We start from the raw sequence: 17,291 nt of genomic DNA, 5'->3' as shown, positions 1-17,291 counted from the left end.
TGATCTTCACAGTGAGGGCCGTGATGAGCAAAGTAGGACGAATGGCTGCCGGCGTGGGCCTGCTCGCCGCCCTGTGCGTGCCGCCGGTGCAGGCCGTCGCCGATCCCGAGCTGTCCCCCGTCGGGACGGCGACGCGGCCGGCCGCGGCACCGGCGGTGCTGGACCTGGTGCTGGACGGCGATTCGTTCTCGCTCCGTGACGCCTTCGCGATCCTCGAGGGCCGTCCCGTGACCGCGCGGATCGCACCGGACGCACGGGCCAACATGAGCAGAACGCGGGCGGGAGCGCTCGCGGCCCTGCGCAACCAGCGGGTGTACGGCTGGAACCAGGCGCTCGGGCCGCTGAAGGACCGTCCGCTCTCACCCGAGCAGGCAGAGCAGTTCCAGCGCAACGTCCTGCGCTCCCACGCCGCGGGCGTCGGCGAGCCCCTGCCCGACAACGTGGTCAGGCTGGCCCTCATCCTCAAGGCGAACCAGATGGCCAGAGGAACGGTCGGGGTGCGGCCCGAGGTGCCCGACCGGCTGCTGTCCATGGTCAACGCCGGGGTCGTGCCACGCATGCCGCAAGTCGGCTCTCTGGGCACCGGCGACCTGCAACCGCAGGCCGCGGCGGGGCTGGCGGCGCTCGGCGAGGACGCGCCCGTGCGGTACGGAGGCGAAGAGGGACCCGCTTCCGAGATGCTGCCGAAGGCCGGGCTGCCCAGGGACTTCACCTTCCAGGCCGGGGAAGCCCTGCCGATCATCAGCGGCAGCACCGTACTGGCAGCCACGCTGATGAACGCCGTGCACCGGGCCACCGTGCTCGCCGACCAGGCGGAGGGCGCCTTCGCCCTGTTCATGGAGGCGACCAGGGCCGAGCGGGGATCGCTCGACGCGCGTACCCACAAGGAACGCCACATCCCCGAGGAGGACGCGGTCGCCGCGCGGCTGCGCGCGATGGTGGAGGGCTCGGGCTGGATGACGGAAGAGGGCCGCAAGCGCCTCGATCCGGCGAACTACCACCCGCGCGTCCAGGACGCCGTCTCGGTGCGGGCGGCGCCGCACATCATGGCCGGCTTGCGGCACGTGATCGCCGACGCGCGCCAGGCTCTGGTACGCGAGTCCAACTCCTCGACCTCCAACCCGCTGATCTTCAGGAGGAAAGAAGGTCCGGGGTACGAGTTCGTGATGGGCGGCAACTGGGACGGCTCCGTCATGGGGCATCTCGCCGACACCTTGAACGCGGAGATCACCGACATCGGGGTGCTGTCGCAGGAGCTGTCGGGACGGCTGCTGTCGCCCAGGTGGAGCTACGACCTGCCGGCGAACCTCGCCGGCGGGACGGTCGGCTTGAACTCCGGGATGGTGCAGGTGCAGACGGTCGCCGCGGCGCTGATCCCGGAGATGCAAGCCAGGGCCACGCCGGCGGGAACGCTGTCCCGGCCGGTCAAGGACGGCCAGGAGGACCACAACACGATGGCGATGGCCTCCGTCCGGCATCTGCACGAGAACCTCGACCGGCTGGAGATCGTGCTGGCGGTCCAGTACCTGATGGCGGCCCAGGGCATCGACCTCATCGCGCAGAAGATGTCGGGCCTGACGCTCGGCACCGTGACGCGGAGCCTCCTGGCGGAGATCAGGGAGCATGTCGCGCCTCTGGGCGAGGACCGCTATCAGACCCCTGACCTGGAGCGGGCCATCTGGCTGGTGCGCCACGGCTACCTGACGCCGTCCGTCGCGCCGTGACATCCCGGGCGAGCGGCGGCCGTCGCCCTCTTGACGGCGCGTGTAAGGTTCTCGAAGTGCCTGATCAGCATTCGCGACAAGGGTGATTCGCATGTCATACCCCTCCCATGATCGCTACGATCCCCGCCCGGCATCGTCCCGGCCGAGGGTCAATCCGGCGCGGGTGTGGGGAGGCGGCGTGGCCGCCGCCGTGGTGGCCGCACTGATCGTGGTGGTCGGAGTCATGATCAGCAAGAAGCTGCTCGGCATCCGCGTGCTCACTCCCGACGGGGCACCCGCGTACGGCAGCGCGGCGACCACGGGCTACGCCATCTCGGCCGCCGGCGCCGCGCTCATCATGACGTTACTGCTCTACATCCTCATGCTGTCGACCCCGGAGCCGACCAAGTTCTTCAGCTGGATCGGCGGGCTCTGCACGGTCATCATCACGTTCCTGCCGTTCATGCAGTCGGCGGACCTCATCCCGCAGATCACCACGGCCGTGATCAACCTGGTCATCGGCCTCGCCATCCTCTCGCTGCTGGCGTCGATCGGACGTACGGCCATCGAGGAGGCGCCGGATCCGGGACCGTACCCGTACGAGCAGCCACGCGGATATGACCAGCCCCGGGGTTATGACCAGCCCCGGACGTACGAGCAGCCCCGGGCGTACGAGCAGCGGGGATATGAGCAGCAGCCCAGGCACGAGCGGCCCCGTGACAACGAGCAGCGCAGGTACGAGCGCCGGGACTACGACCCGTACGACTGATCGGGACTACGCTCCGGCGACGAACTGCAGGATGCGTCGCGCCACGAGCTCAGGGCGGTCCACCGGCAGGCGGCGGCGGTATCGCGCGGCAGCCGGGATCAAACTCATGAGCTCCGGCTCCAGGATCGTGCCGTTGGCCACCAGTTTCGCCAGACGGGGACGTAAAGCGCGGGGCGCGAGACCGGCCAGCGCGCCCGCGAGCGCCCATCCGATGAAGCGCGGCCCGGGCAGGGCGAAACCGGCGGGGGCCAGCACTTCACCCAGCCACGCCGTGCCGTCACGGCCGTCGCGTACCGGCGCCTGCTGGACGCTGGCTCCAGGCTCCCCGATCGTGTCGATGGCGATCAGGGGGTGCTTGTCGCCGAGGGGCCGCACGTAGCGGTGCCACATCAGGGCGTTTCCGCTCGCACCGGACAGCAGCACGATCGGCGGGCCCTGGCCGCGGCCCGCGCGGTAGACGCGCGTAGGCCCGAACGCGGTCGGCACGTCGAGCGTCGCCGGCGATCCCGGCCAGAGCTGCGCCAAGACCCGCTCATAGATGTCGTAGAACTTGATCCTCGCGGCGTCGTCCACGAAATGCCCAATGTTCATGATACATTCGTATCACAAAGGGAGGTCAGCGGCCATGCCCCTGAAGGTGGATCACGAGGAGCGCCGGAAGCAGATCGCCGAGGCGGTGCTGCGCATAGCCGAGGGCCAGAGCCTGCGAGAGGTGACCATGCGCGGCGTCGCCGCAGAAGCCGGTGTATCGCTCCGCCTGGTCCAGTACTACTTCCAGAGCAAGGACGCCCTCCTCGTGGACGCCCTGGAGCGCTTGAGCGCCCAACTCGATGCCCGCATGAGGCAGTCGATCGCCGCCGCCGAGGCTCCGCCCACGCCGCGCACCATCGTGACGGCCGTCTTGACCAACATCCTGCCCATCGACGCGGAAAGCCGCAGGATCGCCCGCACGTACGCCGCCTTCTACTCCTTCGTCCTCAGCGATCCGCAGTTCGCCGAGAAGCACGGCACCCCGCAGCCGGACACGCTGGAGGCGTTCCTGGCCAAGCAGATACGCGCCGCTCAGCAGGCCGGCGAGGTGCCGGCCGAAGTGGATCCCAAGGTGAAAGCCGCCGGGCTGCTGGCCATGACGAACGGGCTCGTCTCGAGCGTGCTCGGAAAACAACGCACGGGCGAGACGGCTCTGGCCATCCTCACCAGCCATCTCGATGAGCTGTGGCGGTGATCCGGCCCTAGGTGGGCGGTCTGGCCGCTGGCCCCGTTGCGACGACGGGCGCCGAAGGCGATGTCAGGCGGGTGCGTGGCGGGCGGCGAACAGGATGTGGGTGCCGCCGTCCAGGGCTCCCGGCTCCTGGCAGGCGGCCACCTCGTGCTCCAGGAAGCGGGCCCACCGGGAGTGGTCGGCCTCCAGTACGGCGAGCGCGTCCAGATCGCCCAGGGAAGCCCAGTTGCTGGCACTCGCCGCCACCATCTCGGCATGCACCGGCTCGGGCACCACCTCGCTTGCCCAGCTGAAGAAGTCCGGCATCGACATGAACATCACCAAGGAACAAGGCCTGAACGCCTGCGTCACGCGTCTGCTGGTCGGAAAGTCCGTGGATGCGGTGTCGACGGATCAACTGCTCCTTGCGGGGCTTGCCAAGACAGCCGCCGAGAAGTTGCATGTCGTCCCGAATCTCACGTTCGGCGCACAGGAGAGATACGGTATAGGGCTCCCGCTGGGAGACGTCGAAGACTGCGAGATCCTCCGGACGACGCTGCAGGACTTCGTCAACAGCGGCGACTGGGCACAGTTCTTTCAGCAGCGGTTTCCTGGCAACGCGTGCGCCTGACTCGCCGTCCGCGGCTCCGCCTGCAGGCTGGTCTCGGCGCAGCCGCGTATCCATGAGAACCCGGTCGCGGCGACCAGCACGGCGATCCCGAAGTCGCCGAGCCAGCTCTCGTCCATCTTGTAGTCGCCGTGCAGCTGAAAAGCGAAGAACCCGGCGGTGTAACACCACGTCGATCGAAGGGTCCTCGTTGACCTTGACCGTGGTGTCCTCGCCAGGTCGGTCAGCTGGAAGCCGGCAGAACGTGGAGCTCCCTCAGGGCACGCGGGCGACGCCGCAGAGCATGTCGGCTCCACCGGGGCCGGCAAGCGACGAGTCAAGGGTGTCCTCGGCGCGCCAGTCGGTCGTCGACACCAGGCCCGGCTCCAGCATCTCCAAGCCCTCGAAGAAGCCGGCGATCTGCTCGCGCGTGCGCGGGGTCACGTTGCCCGCCCTGGTCTTGCTGTAGACCTCGCGGCCCTCCCCCACAGCGTCGCTGTCGAGCTCGCCCGTGGTCACATGAGAGATGATCAGATGACTTCCGGAGGGCAGGGCTTCGCGAACGGAACTCACGATGGCCTGGGCCTGATCGTCGTCGGGGATGAAGTGCAACACCGCCACCATGAGCACGGCCACCGGCTGCTCGAAGTCGAGGTGCCGGGTGATCTCCGGGTGGCCGAGAATGGCCTTGGGGTCGCGCATGTCGCCCTCCACCACGATGGTGTCGGCGGTCTCCGCCAGCAGAGCGCGGGCATGCACCAGCACGATCGGGTCGTTGTCGACGTAGACCACCCGCGAGCCGGGAGAGACGCGCCCCGCCACCTGATGGACGTTCTCCTGAGTCGGCAACCCCGTGCCGATGTCCAGGAACTGCCGGACCCCGCTCTCGGCGACCGCGCGGACGGCACGGCCCAAGAACGCCCGATTGGCCTGCGCGACCTCCTTCGCGTTGGGCGAGAGCTGAATGATCCGCGCCGCGGCCGCACGGTCGGCGGCGAAATTGTCCTTGCCGCCCAGCAGGTAGTCATACATCCGGGCGACACTCGGCACGGACGGGTCCACCCCCGCAGGGGCCCGCTCCAGCTCGGCCATTCATACTCCCTCTCTGACAGCCCGTTAGAGATCTTAAAGGATCTCCATCGGATGAGGGTCGAAAGCGAGCGAAACGCGACAATAGGCGTCAAGGGAGGGGCGTGCCGTGCCGGCAAGCCCCCCGGCGACGACGCTCAGGTGGCCCGCACCGTGCTCAGGTTGGGCGGCGGCGGTGGTTCAGGGAGCAGGGACTGCAACTCGATGTTGATCGAGCGCAGTTGTTCCTGCTCGCCGGTGTCCCGGGCGCGCTGGCCGTCACGGATGAGGCGGTCGGCCCTGGCCGGATGGCGCATCTGGTCACGGCACCTGGCCAGGTTCTCGAAGACCAGCGGTTGCAGCACCCCGGCGCGGTCCAGTACGCGCATGGCGTGCTCGCGCAGCTGCTCGGTGCGCTGGCGCAGCAGGTCGGCGTCGCGGGAGCGCACGGCTTCTGCGATGTCCCGCTCGTACAGCGGCAGGTCCTCCCGGTCGGAGGGGCTGCCGTGCGCGGCGACCAGGTCGCGGACCTCGGTCATGAGGGACTCGGCCGCGCGCACGAGTTCGGGCCAGGCCAGCTCGTCCTCCACCGCGTCCAGGGCGAGCCGCAGGTCGAGCAGGTTCTTGGCGGCGCGGGCCGCCTCTTCCGGCGCGTGCCGGGCGGCCTCCACGGCGCGGTCCAGCTCGCCGAGCATGCCCTCGTCGGCCACGCGCTGGAGCAGCAGGCCGGCGACGGGGTTGTCCAGGGAGGCGCACCGGGCCTGCAGCACGGCGTGCCTGGCCCGCTCCGCATCCGCGTCCAGCCGCAGCTCGGCGTGGTCGACCACCGGTTCGCTGAGGAGGCTGACGGTGGTCTCGAACGCCTCGTCCAGCAGGGGCACGAACGCGCTGACCGTCACCAGCCGGGAGGCGTCGATCTCGATGGTGAGCCGTACCTCGCTGCCGGCCGGGACGGTCCGGCTCACCCGGTCGGCACCGACCTCGACGCGGCCGATGATCCGGTTGCGGTCGGCGCGGCCGCGTTCGCCCTCCAGGACGGGGATGCGGATCAGCCCGCCGCTCTGCCCCTGGTCCACGGTGACGGTGGTGCGCAGCGGCGCCGTACGCCGCACCGGCAGCCGCGCGCCGCGCTCGACGAGCCCGCGCACGTGGTTGTCGGCGAGGCCGACGCCGATGGCGTGAGTGAGCATGGGCTCGGTCTCGACGGCGCCGACCGTGTACGTGAGCCGGTCCGGGGTGATGCGCTGCCGCGTCCCGGTGGCGTCCGTCAGGAGGACGGCGAACGTGTTCTGCCGGCCGGGCTCGGCGCGCAGGGTGCTGGTGAACTCGCCGCGCCCGGACAGGGCGATCCGGCCACTGTGCCAGGGCGGGTCCGACGCTTCGTTGACCAGTTCGACGGACATCCCGGCGGCGGACGTGCCGTCGGTCGCGCTCACCCGGCCGACCACCACCGGGTCCAGGTCGGGGCTGATCCGCGGGTACTCGCAGCGCAGCGAGTAGGCGCCGGGCTCAGGCGCGGGCGCGGCCCACTCGTCGGGGAGCGGCTGGGCGCCGGCGAAGATCGCGGCGCCGCGGGCCACGACGGTCATCGGGTCGTGTCCGAAGTCAAGAGGGATGCCGAGCCCCTGCCGCGGGTCGGCCAGGCGCTCACGCAGGAAGGGCATGGCGGTCTGCCCACCGACCATGATCACCTTCTCGATGTCGCCAGGTTCCACGCCGAGCTCGTCAAGCGCCGCGCGGCACAGGTTGACCGACCGGGTGACGAAGGGGTCGGCGAGCCGTTCCACGTCGGCGCGGCGCAGCTCGTGGTCGAACTCGTACCTGCGGCCCGTGTCGTCGCTGAGTTCGACGTAGACCTCGGCCGTCTCCATCCGCGACAGCCGGATCTTCGCGGTCTCCGCGGCCTGCTTCAGCGTGGCGACGGCGGCGCGCCAGCGCGGGTTGCCGCGCGTCAGGCCGGCCAGGTCCGTAACCTGGCGGACGGCGGCCGGGATCAGCAGCTCTTCCACGATGCGCCAGTCGACGAGCTTGCCGCCCAGGAAGTTGTCGCCGCAGTGGCCGACGACGGAGAACTCCCCGTCCCGCAGCCGGATCACGGCCGCGTCGAACGTGCCGCCGCCGAAGTCGTACACCAGCCACATCGCGTTCTCGTCGGTGGCCTGGAAGCCGTACGCGTGGGCGGCCGCCGCGGGCTCCTGCAGCAGCCGGGTGAACTCCAGGCCCGCGAGGCCGGCCGCGCGCCGGGTGGCGTCGCACGCGCTCAGGTCGAACGCGGCGGGCACGGTGATCACGGCGGCGCGTACCTCCTCCTCCAGCCGGGCCGCGACGTCGGCCCGCAGCGAGGAGAGCACCTCGGCGGACATCTGCTCGGGCGTCATGGTACGGCCGGAGGCGGGGAAGTGTTTGTCCTGCCCGGCGGTGCCCATGCGCAGCTTGAACTCGACACAGGTGTTGTCCGGGTCGCGCTCGCACCGGTCCCGGGCCGGCCGGCCGACGAAGAGGCGGTCCCGGCGGTCGATCCAGATCGCCGACGGCGTCGTCTCGTCGCCGTCGTTGTTCTTGATCACCTCGGTCTGCACGCCGCGCAGCAGGGCGACCGCGCTGTTGGTGGTGCCGAGGTCGATGCCGACGTCGATGGTGGTCCTGCTCACCGTCCCGCGCCTCCGTTCTCGCCGGCGTCCCCCGGCTCTTCGTGCCCCGGCTCCTCGTCCTCCGGCGGCGTGCCGACGATGACCTCGCCGAGCGCGATGGCCGCGCCGCGCAGGTACACCGCGGGCCGTACGGTCTCCACGACCTCCTCGCGCTCCAGGCCAGGCATCGGCTGGTAGGCCAGGACGCGCATCCGCAGCCCGGGGTCGAACGCGGTGCCCTCGTACGACCGCGTCTGGACGCCGCTCTCCGCGAGGGCGTCCACGACGGCCTGGAGGTGGCGGTGCACGCCCAGGGGCGTGTCCGCGGTCGACTCGATCTTGTTGCGCAGCCGCCACACGGCTGTGGCGATCTCCACCAGCGCCTCGGCCTCCAGCGCGACGGGCGCGGCGAGCGCGCGGTTCGCGGGGGCGTTGCTCCCGGCGCCGGGCAGCATCGACGACATCAGATCACTTCTCTCCCTTGAACCATCAGCGGCGCTTACCAGGTATGAGGGTTCGGATCACAACCAGCAGGAAGGCGACGAAGACGAGGACCCTCCCGGCAGAGCTGCCGAGGCCCGCCGCCAGACCGCTGACGGCCAGGCCCGCCGCGGCGAAGTCCAGGCCCCCTGTGATGAGGGCGCGCTTGGTCACGCCGGGTGACCGGGCTGCTGTCGGGGGCGGCGCCTGGTCGCGCACCAGCGCTTCGAAATGCCTTTGGACTTCACTTCTGCAGGCGGCGCAGTGGGGGATCGGCATGGGCCGTCCGTCAGGCAGCCCGTCCGACGGACGCAAGGGCCGGCCGCAACGCATGCAGGACAAGGGGTCATCTCCCCAGACCGTCCTCGATCTCAGCAACGTCGGCACGACCTCCGCCGCGAAGGCCTGGGCGTTCTTCTCCCGTGTCAGGGTGTCGATGTTCTGCCGGATCACCGATCGGCCCTGTTCGCTCACCGCGACCTGCAGTGTCCTGCGGTAGCCGGTGAGGCATTTGTCGAAGTCACGGGTGCTCTTGAAGTACCCGCCGAGCAGCCGGCAGGCCGCCATGGCGACCGTGTCATGGACCTCGTCGGTCTCGGGGGCGTCCCGGCGCAGCTCCCGCAGCTCGCGCAGGCGCGGCTGGGCGTCGTCCAGCAGCCGGGACGCCTGCTGAGCGCCTTTACTCGGCGAGCGCTCTCCCTGTTCCACGGCCTCTTTGCAGGCCAGGAGGATCTCGTTGCTCAGCAGCACGACCAGGTTCTGCTCGATCGGGGCGCGCACGTGTCCGCTCGCCGCGAGCTCGCGGGCCGACCGCAGGTGGGCGATGGCCCGGGTGACTTTGGGGTCGCGGACGGCGGACTCGTCCCGCATCACGCTGTTCGCGCAGGCCACCGCGCAGGCGTTGACCTCGGACGCCACCGCGTCGGCCGCACCCTCCGTCACGGGATGCCCCGCTCCCAGCAGAGCCCGCAGCACCCGCAGGTCGGGCTTCGTCTCGTCCAGCAGCGACGCGGCGGCCCGCTCCAGCGTCGCCGGGTCCTCGCCGGGGCCTGGCGTGGCTTCGTTGCGGCGCCTGATGGCGGCGGCGATCGGCGCGGTGGCCCGGCGGAGTACCGCGTCGACCGTGCCGTCGTCCGTCCCGAAGTCCCGCATCAGCGACACGTGCTGCCGTGCGGCTTCCTCGCGCCCCGGCCGCTGTGCCGCTTCCATCGCGATCCCCGCGTGGATCTCCAGCAGCACCGCGGGCAACGTCTCCCGGAAGGCGGTGCCGGACACCGCGCGCAGCCGGGGATCGTCGAGCACGCGGATGCGCTCGTCCAGCCAGCGCCAGCAGCCGTCGTCGTCCAGCACCATGCGCCAGTGGCGGTAGGCCCGCTGCCACAGCGTCCGGCCCCCGGCGTTGCCGATGAACTGGTTGGCCTCCAACGTCTCGGCGTGGTGGAGCACTGCGAGATTGTGGACGGCGATGCTGCGCGCGCCCGGGTCGGCGGAGTGCCCCGCGTCGGCACGGGCGGGAGACTTGACCAGCCGTCGCCATATTTCCCGAGCCTCCATCAACCCGGTTCCGTCGCTCTCCTGCAGCGGCCAGAACCAGAAGAACTCGTCCACGACCCGCCGCACCGGATCCTCAAGCCGGCGCAGCGCCTCCCGTACGGCGACATGGTCGGGCGCGGGCACCAACGGTAGCCAGCGCCCCTGCGCCGGTCCGCCCTCGGCTTGCTCAGCCCCCAGCGCCTCAGCCGCCCGCACCTCGGAAACCCGGCGCCGCACCGCACGCGGGGTCGCGGTCACCGCAAGCCCGCTGATCCGGAACGCGTTGCGCCGGTACAGATCCCGATCGGCGACCTCCTCCAGCCACGCCGGCACCTCCACCCGGGCCATCGGACTCCTCCGACCGTTGTCCGCCCCACGACGACGCTCATTGTGCGGGCCACCGCTCGGGACCGGTCCCGAGCGCGGCCAGCGCGCCGGATAGAGCCCGGCTTATCGGGGTAGGCCAGAACTGTCGCCGGAGAACGGGAGTCGCGCATGAGCACAGTGGTGGGGGCCCGCAAAATGGCGATCGCTGAGGGGTGCATTCCCGGCGACCGGCTCTACGTGGACAACGTCAGCCCCGAGAACGCCCACGTCGAGCTCACGTTCTGCGCGGAGGGCGAGAAGCCGCTCGGCCCGTTCCGCGTGACCGTGCCCGCGCAGCGCTCGCGAGCCCTGGACGACGTGGTCGCCCCTGACGCCCTGTCCCCCGACACCTTTTACGCCATCGCGGTGGTCTCGGACACGACAATCGTCGTGCACACCTGACTCGGCGCGATACCCCGGCGTCGCCGCCGGACGGGCACGCGCTGGCGGCGACCACGCCCGGCTGGCACAGTTGGGACATGGAGGACCGGTACCTGGACGGGCTACCCGAAGGGCAGCGCGAGAGGCTTGCCCGGGTCAACCGGCCCGGGCTCGCGGCGCTGCGGGACCACCTCGCGGGCGGCGAGGCGATCGCCTTCCTCGGCGCCGGTGTCTCTGCTCCCCTCTATCCACTTTGGCAGGGCCTGATCAAGGATCTCCTCGACGCTGCCGCCGATCATCTGTCTGAGGACGCGCAAGCCACCTGTCGTGCGCTGGCCTCGCAGAGCCCGGACGCGGTGGTCGAGCTCATCCGCCGGGACCTGGGCGCCGCCGAATACCGCGAGGTCCTGCGCGAGGCCTTCCGGGTGCGCAGGGACCCCCTCACCGGGCGCACCTGGACATCGGCGCATGAGCTCGTGGTTCGCTGCAACTTCGCGGGTGTCGTAACCACCAACTACGACTCAGGGATCGCCAATGCCAGGATGGCAATCAGACCCTCCGTGTCCGGCACCGGGTTCGCCTCGTGGACCGACGACGATGCCCTGGACCGCTGGCGCACCCGCGATGTCCTCCAGGGCGGCGAACTGCCCATCCTGTACGCCCACGGCCACCACAACCAGCCGACTTCCATGGTGTTGTCGACGACCGAGTACCGCCGGGCCTACCGGGGCAAGCTCGGCAAGGTGCTGGCCACCCTCATCGATGGCGGTCACCTGGTCTGGGTCGGGTTCAGCTTCGCGGATCAGCGGATCAAATCCATCATCCAGTCCGTTCTGGACGCCGCCGGCACCGAGCTTGAGCCGGATACCCATGCCCGTCACGTCGCCGTCATGCCGTGGGATCCGACGACGGAGGGCCGCGAGCACGCCCCCGAGGTGCTGAAGGACCTCGCGCGCATCGAACTCGGCTGCCGCGTTGTGCTGTACCCCGTGCTGGACGGCGATCACAGCGCACTGACCACACTGCTCGCCGGACTCACCGATCCGCGGTTCACGCCCGCCGTTCCCGAACCGCAGGACCCGCACCGGGCAGCCGAGGCCGCATCCGCACGTCCGCCCGCGCTCGGCCCCGCTTCTCTTCCCGGCGGTGAGAACGGGCGCCTGATCGTACGCTGGGCGCACGGTGGCGAGCGCAACACCGACTTCACCGGCAGGGAGGAGGAGCTCGGCCGTCTGACGCGCTGGGCCCAGGACCCCGACGTCAGCCTCATCGGTGTCACCGCGTGGGGCGGAGCCGGCAAGACCGCCACGGTGACCGAGTGGCTCTATCGGCAGGACGCGGGCGGGCGGGACGGGGCTCGCGGAGTGTTCGCCTGGAGTTTCTATGAAGACCCCTCAGTGGACAACTGGGCCGAGGCGCTCCTGGCATGGGCGGCCACCAACTTCGGCCACCGGCCAGAGCGGGAGGCGCTGTCGGCGAAGGTGCTGGACCTGGTTCGCCAAGTACCGCTGGTGCTTTTCCTGGACGGGGTGGAGATCCTTCAAGAGGGACAGGACGGGACAGTCTTCGGACACCTGCTCGACGGCGTGCTGCGAAGCATTCTGACGGGGCTGTGCCAAATCGAGCACAACGGGCTCGTGGTGCTCACGAGCCGCTTTCCTTTCGCCGACCTGGAGAACTTCGACGGGGACCGGGCACGCATGCTCGACGTGCCGCCGTTCACGCCGGCAGAGGGAGCTCTGCTGCTACGCACGCTGGGCGCGTCCTGGCTGCCGGAGCAGCAGCTCACCGACCTGGTGGAGGCGGTGGACGGACATGTGCTCGCCGTAGCCGCGCTGGCCGCGGCGGTCCGCGAACGCCCGCCGACTCCTGATCTTGTGGATCTGCGCGAGGAACTGGAGGCGGCAGGCCGTACGGACCGCAGGGTCCTGCGCGTGTTGGGCTTCTACGCCGAACGCCTGTCGCACGCCGACAAGCAGCTCGTGGCCATCGTCTCCCTGTTCCAGCGGCCGAAACGGACAGCCACGATCCTGGCGCTCGGCGGCAATGAGAACCTGGGCGCCCCGCTGCGTGGCTGGACGCCGGAGGACGTCGAGTCCGCAGTGCGCCAGCGACTGAGCGGGCTGCTCACCTGGCACTCTGACGCCACCGTCTCGGCGCATCCGCTGGTCCGCACCGCCTTCCGGCCCATGGTCCTCACCGACAGGAGCGCGACCCTGGCCTCCGACCTCAGTTTGGAGGACCTGCCCGACGGCCCCGTCGCCTCCCAAGCGGAGGCACTGCGGTTGATCGAGGTGATCGAGCTCCTTCTGGACGTGGGGCTCGCGCGGGACGCCGATGAGCTCTACAGGAGCAGGACCAAGAACGGATACGTCTGGATGCGGCTGCCCGCCGCTCGACTGGGACAGCGGTGCGCTTCCGCCTTCGTGATGTCGGGGCAGCGCCGTTCGTATCTGCCCGGCAACATGCTCGGCTTCTATCTCAACGAGGCCGGGCTGTTCGCCATGCATGCCGGCGACATGACGCAAGGGGTGCCGCTGCTGCGAAAGGCCGCGACCGTCTACCAGACGCAGGGCGCGTACACGGCCAAGAGCATCACTCTGCGCAATCTCTCACGGTCCCTGGTCATGGTGGGCGAGGCGGAAAAGGCTCGCGCGGCCGCCGATGAGGCGCTGGAGGCCATCAAGGACATCAATCGCCCCGAACAGCTCCGCAACGCCCTTTCATGCCTCGCGGCCGCCCTCGATCTGGGAGGCGCGACGGCTGCGGCAGAGGGATGCTTCACCAAGGCCAACCGCATCCAGCAACAGGCCGACGAGCGCCACCTGTACTCGGTGGATGGCATCTGGTGGAGTGACTTCCTGCTGCGGACCGCACGCACCGCGGCCTCGCGCCGTCTGGCCGAGGCCAATCACAAGATCTGCCTTTCGCAGGGCTGGAACGCCGACTTGGCACGCTGCTGCCGGGCCCTGGCCGGCTGCGATCTGGCCGAAGGCCTGCACGAGGCGGCGATGGAGCGACTGGAGACGGCCATCGACATCTTCCGCGACGGCGACTATCTGGTCGAGTACGCGGCGACGTTGCCGCTGCTGGCCGAATGCCACCGTCGCGCGGGCAACCCCGACACGGCGGAGCAGCTGTGCGGGGACGTGATCAAGACGCTCACCATCCCGCGCGGTCTGGTGCCTGCGCAGGCCAGGGCGCTGGTGGTGCGCGCGCTGGCCCGCGCCGACATGTCCCTCGCCCGCGACGATGCCGGCCTGCTCGCACGCGCACGCGACGATGCGGAGCACGCGCTTCGCCTGGCGACCGTACACACCCGGCTGCCGTGGGCGGAGCTCGACGCGCTCAGCGCGCTAGCCCGGTTAGACCGAATTGAGGGAGTCGACCGGGGATTCAGCTGGAAAGCAGCGCGAAAGCGCGACTTCCTCATTCAGGCCGATCTGAATCCCGAAGTGGTCCGGTAGACGTCATCATGGGGATATGGCACGGATAGTCGCCCTGGATCTCGGCACATCGGAGTCGGTCGTCGCCGTCCTGGAGAACGGTGTGCCCAGAGTAATCCCGAACTCTTACGGCGCGCTCACCACCCCGTCCGTGGTCGCCTTCGCCAGGACCGGGGAGGTCCTGACGGGTGAACCAGCAAAACGGCAGGCGATCACCAACCCGGAACGTACGATCCGTGCGATCAAACGGGAGATGGGGACAAACTGGTCGAAGAATATCGACGGCAAAACGTTCTCGCCCCAGCAGATCAGCGCCTTACTGCTGCAGCAGCTCAAACGGGACGCCGAGGCGTATCTAGGTGAGAAGGTCACCGATGCCCTTATCACGGTCCCGGCCTACTACAACGACGCCCAGCGGCAGGCGACCAAGGAAGCCGGCTCACTCGCGGGCCTCAACATTCTGGGCGTGATCAACGAACCCACCGCAGCCGCGATCGCCTACGGCTTGAAAGGGGAGGTGGGCGGGACCGTTCTGGTCTTCGACCTCGGCGGCGGCACCTACGACGTCTCGCTGCTCCGCGTCGGCGAGACGGGCGGAGAGGGCTTCGTCGAGGTCAAAGCCACCTCCGGCAACGACCGCCTAGGTGGCGACGACTGGGATCAGCGGATCGTCGACGAGCTCGTCCAGCGCTTCAGATCCGCCCACGGTGTCGACCTGGCTCGCGACGCGATGGCACGCCAACGCCTGTGGGAGGCCGCGGAGAAGGCCAAGATCGAGCTGTCGACGCTGCATCGCGCCACCATTGAGCTGCCCTACATCACGGCCACGTCCGAAGGCCCCCTGCACTTGAGCGAAACGCTGACCCGGGCAGAGTTCCAGGCGTGGACCGCCGACCTCATCGACCGCTGCATGCCCCCCTTCCGCCAGGTCATCAAGGACGCCAAGGTCAAAGTCTCCGACATCGCACATGTTCTGCTCGTCGGTGGCGCGACCCGGATGCCCGCCTTCGGCGAACTGGTCGAGAAACTGGTGGGCCGTCGGCACAGCGTCAAGGGCATGTCGCCCAACCAGGCCGTCGCCCTCGGCGCCGCCTTGCACACCGCTGCGCTCACCGGCGACAGCAGGAGCATTCAGCTGTTCGACGTGACTCCGCTGTCGCTGGGCATCGAGACCAAAGGCGGCATCTTCACCAAGATCATCGAGCGTAACACGACGATCCCGACCAAGCGCTCCGAGGTCTTCACCACGGCCGAGGACAACCAGCCGTCAGTGCAGGTCCAGGTCTACCAAGGCGAGCGTGAGATCGCCGCGTACAACAAGAAGCTGGCCACGTTCGAGCTGACCGGCCTCGCCCCGGCGCCGCGCGGCATTCCGCAGATCGAGGTCACCTTCGAGATCGACGCCAACGGCATCGTCAACGTCTCCGCCAGGGACCTGGGCACCGGCAAGAAGCAGACGATGACCGTCTTCGGTCACATCTCAACCAGTACCTCGTACTTGCCGAAAGAGGACATCGACCGCATCGGCATCGACGACTATGTGACCCCGGACAACGAGTATGCCCGGATGATGCGCGACGCCGAGTCGTACGCCGAGGAGGACAGGAAGCGCCGCGAAGCGGCCGAGATCCGCAACAACGCCGACGCACTGGCCTACCAGACGGAGAAGTTCCTTCATGAGAACGCGGACAAGATCCCCAGCGACATCGTGACCGACGTGCGGAGCGCTCTCGAGGACCTCGAGACCACCATGGCAAGCGCCGACGCCGAAGAAGTCCGCGCAGCGGCGGACCGGTTGGCCACAGTCAGCCAGCGAATGGGCACGGCCATCTACGCCGCGGTTGAGCGAGCCGGCGAAGCCGACTTCGCAGAGTAGGCGTACGGCTCTTCGGCGCGCATGCTTTCAAAGACAAGTAAGGGCCGCAATAATCTCTAATACGCGCACTATTGGGACACTTGCCTACATTCTTCGGATGATAGACCGTTGAAAGTCCAGACTGCTCCCGGAAGGGGCCTGATGGATTCACCGCTGCTCGATGTCGCGGCAAGCTTATTGACCGATCTCGCCGAACTGGACGACGCCGCCCTGGAGAGTGCGCTCACCCATGTCTTGACTCCACTGGACGGCAACGCGATGCGCCTGTGGCAACAGGATCCGCCCGCCTGATGATCGAGGCATTGGCCCCGCACCAGCTGTCCGCTGCCGAGTTGCGTGGCCTGACGCACCCGCAGACCGATCCGGCGCTGCTCGTCCGCCTGCGAAGGGGCGAGGTGAGCAAGCACAAACTGCTGCTGGAGCTCGTTCGGCGGCGCGTGCGCAGAGAGCGTCCCACCAGCGCGGCAGCCCACCTCGAAGAGGCGTTGAGCAGCCTGAACGACGTGGCCGACGGGCGCGTCGGCGCCTGGTGCGCCGGCGCTCTGGCAGCCCTTGACGCGGGCGACCCCGTGAACGTCGGCGACCTGCTCCATGGCCGGGCACCTGCGAGATTGCGGTCATCGGCGGACGACCTCGCGCTGGAGGTGACGCTCGACGCCGGCGACCCGTGCCTGGAGCGCCTGGGTCTGACCGCGGAGCCGCTCGACGTGGCTTTGTGGCAGCGAGAGCTGGATGCCGCCTGGCGGCTGCTGGTGACGCGGCACCGGCGGATGGCCGAGGGCATCAGCGTGACCGTCGACCGGATCGTCCCGCTGGCGGCCAGACCGGGCGGAGCCACTTCCGGCTGGGCGTTCGGAACGGTCGGGATCGGACTGCCCGTCTCTCGCGCCGAGCCGAGCCGGCTGGCCGAGTCGTTGGTTCACGAGCACAGGCACCTCGTGCTGAGCGCGATCATGGACCAGGTGCCGCTCACCCGGGCACCCGCCGCGCGTCGTTACCCCTCGCCCTGGCGGCGCGAGCCCCGCCCGATCGACGGCGTCCTGCAGGGCTGCTTCGCGCACCTGGCGGTGGCCGCGTTCTGGCGCGGCGGCCGGGACACGGCCGCTTTCGAGGGCGCCTACGCCGACACCGCGGCGGCGACGGCCACCCTCGCGGCCAGCGGCGCGCTCACCGAGGCCGGGCAGGTGATCGTGGAGGAGGCGCGGCGGCTGCTGGACAGCTGGTCCTGAAC

Annotated in this window: 14 protein-coding genes and 1 pseudogene; 9 read left to right on the top strand and 6 right to left on the bottom strand. The window is 69.6% G+C overall.

Features of this window, described 5'->3' with window-relative positions; all coding sequences use genetic code 11:
- The first annotated feature begins 41 nt into the window (after positions 1 to 41).
- Together hutH and ACIBVN_RS45240 are read left to right on the top strand one after the other, a co-directional pair.
- On the top strand, positions 42 to 1,724 hold the full coding sequence (hutH, locus tag ACIBVN_RS45245) for a histidine ammonia-lyase (RefSeq protein WP_397146474.1): 1,683 nt from the start codon (positions 42 to 44) through the stop codon (positions 1,722 to 1,724).
- A 91-nt stretch (positions 1,725 to 1,815) separates the two neighbouring features.
- On the top strand, positions 1,816 to 2,472 hold the full coding sequence (locus ACIBVN_RS45240) for a DUF6069 family protein (RefSeq protein ID WP_397146473.1): 657 nt from the start codon (positions 1,816 to 1,818) through the stop codon (positions 2,470 to 2,472).
- A gap of 6 nt (positions 2,473 to 2,478) precedes the next feature.
- Here the strand turns inward: ACIBVN_RS45240 and ACIBVN_RS45235 are convergent, their stop codons facing one another.
- Positions 2,479 to 3,063 (bottom strand): alpha/beta fold hydrolase, encoded by a 585-nt coding sequence (locus ACIBVN_RS45235; RefSeq protein ID WP_397146472.1) that lies wholly within the window; start codon positions 3,061 to 3,063, stop codon positions 2,479 to 2,481.
- A gap of 34 nt (positions 3,064 to 3,097) precedes the next feature.
- Here ACIBVN_RS45235 and ACIBVN_RS45230 point away from each other — a divergent pair, with 34 nt between their 5' ends.
- Positions 3,098 to 3,697 (top strand): TetR/AcrR family transcriptional regulator, encoded by a 600-nt coding sequence (locus ACIBVN_RS45230; protein WP_397146471.1) that lies wholly within the window; start codon positions 3,098 to 3,100, stop codon positions 3,695 to 3,697.
- A gap of 63 nt (positions 3,698 to 3,760) precedes the next feature.
- On the opposite strand, the gene ACIBVN_RS45225 is transcribed toward ACIBVN_RS45230, so the two are convergent.
- On the bottom strand, positions 3,761 to 4,006 hold the full coding sequence (locus ACIBVN_RS45225) for a hypothetical protein (protein WP_397146470.1): 246 nt from the start codon (positions 4,004 to 4,006) through the stop codon (positions 3,761 to 3,763).
- On the opposite strand from ACIBVN_RS45225, the gene ACIBVN_RS45220 reads away from it, so the two are divergent.
- Entirely contained in the window at positions 4,005 to 4,304 is a 300-nt protein-coding gene (locus ACIBVN_RS45220; protein WP_397146469.1) for a hypothetical protein, read from the top strand. The two genes, ACIBVN_RS45225 and ACIBVN_RS45220, sit on opposite strands and share 2 nt — an antisense overlap.
- A 252-nt stretch (positions 4,305 to 4,556) precedes the next feature.
- On the opposite strand, the gene ACIBVN_RS45215 is transcribed toward ACIBVN_RS45220, so the two are convergent.
- From ACIBVN_RS45215 to ACIBVN_RS45200, 4 genes are all read right to left on the bottom strand, one after another.
- The gene (locus ACIBVN_RS45215; protein ID WP_397146468.1) at positions 4,557 to 5,372 is read right to left on the bottom strand and encodes an SAM-dependent methyltransferase; all 816 of its coding nucleotides are present in this window, start codon (positions 5,370 to 5,372) and stop codon (positions 4,557 to 4,559) included.
- A 134-nt stretch (positions 5,373 to 5,506) separates the two neighbouring features.
- Positions 5,507 to 7,999: an Hsp70 family protein gene (locus tag ACIBVN_RS45210; protein ID WP_397146467.1), complete on the bottom strand. Its 2,493-nt coding sequence runs from the start codon at positions 7,997 to 7,999 to the stop codon at positions 5,507 to 5,509.
- Entirely contained in the window at positions 7,996 to 8,442 is a 447-nt protein-coding gene (locus ACIBVN_RS45205) for a hypothetical protein (RefSeq protein WP_397146466.1), read from the bottom strand. The genes ACIBVN_RS45210 and ACIBVN_RS45205 overlap by 4 nt, the downstream gene beginning before the upstream one ends.
- 25 nt (positions 8,443 to 8,467) lie before the next feature.
- Positions 8,468 to 10,339, bottom strand: coding sequence for a hypothetical protein (locus ACIBVN_RS45200; protein ID WP_397146465.1), 1,872 nt, complete (start codon positions 10,337 to 10,339; stop codon positions 8,468 to 8,470).
- A 147-nt stretch (positions 10,340 to 10,486) separates the two neighbouring features.
- Here ACIBVN_RS45200 and ACIBVN_RS45195 point away from each other — a divergent pair, with 147 nt between their 5' ends.
- The 5 genes and pseudogenes from ACIBVN_RS45195 to ACIBVN_RS45175 all read left to right on the top strand — a co-directional run bounded on the left by ACIBVN_RS45195 (position 10,487) and on the right by ACIBVN_RS45175 (position 17,289).
- Positions 10,487 to 10,759 carry a sensory rhodopsin transducer gene (locus ACIBVN_RS45195; protein ID WP_397146464.1) on the top strand — a complete coding sequence of 91 codons (273 nt, stop codon included), beginning with the start codon at positions 10,487 to 10,489 and terminating at the stop codon, positions 10,757 to 10,759.
- A 77-nt stretch (positions 10,760 to 10,836) separates the two neighbouring features.
- Positions 10,837 to 14,205, top strand: a complete 3,369-nt coding sequence (locus ACIBVN_RS45190) for an SIR2 family protein (RefSeq protein ID WP_397146463.1) — start codon at positions 10,837 to 10,839, stop codon at positions 14,203 to 14,205.
- A 16-nt stretch (positions 14,206 to 14,221) separates the two neighbouring features.
- Positions 14,222 to 16,045, top strand: a pseudogene (gene dnaK / locus ACIBVN_RS45185) (molecular chaperone DnaK); the annotation flags it as partial.
- 156 nt (positions 16,046 to 16,201) lie between these two features.
- Positions 16,202 to 16,351: a hypothetical protein gene (locus ACIBVN_RS45180; RefSeq protein WP_349457668.1), complete on the top strand. Its 150-nt coding sequence runs from the start codon at positions 16,202 to 16,204 to the stop codon at positions 16,349 to 16,351.
- On the top strand, positions 16,351 to 17,289 hold the full coding sequence (locus tag ACIBVN_RS45175) for an aKG-HExxH-type peptide beta-hydroxylase (RefSeq protein WP_397146462.1): 939 nt from the start codon (positions 16,351 to 16,353) through the stop codon (positions 17,287 to 17,289). Before ACIBVN_RS45180 ends, ACIBVN_RS45175 begins: the two co-directional genes overlap by 1 nt.
- The last annotated feature ends 2 nt before the right edge of the window (positions 17,290 to 17,291 follow it).

Source organism: Nonomuraea sp. NPDC049400, assembly GCF_044466425.1.
Classification (GTDB): domain Bacteria; phylum Actinomycetota; class Actinomycetes; order Streptosporangiales; family Streptosporangiaceae; genus Nonomuraea.
This window is presented reverse-complemented; position numbering and strand designations above follow the sequence as displayed.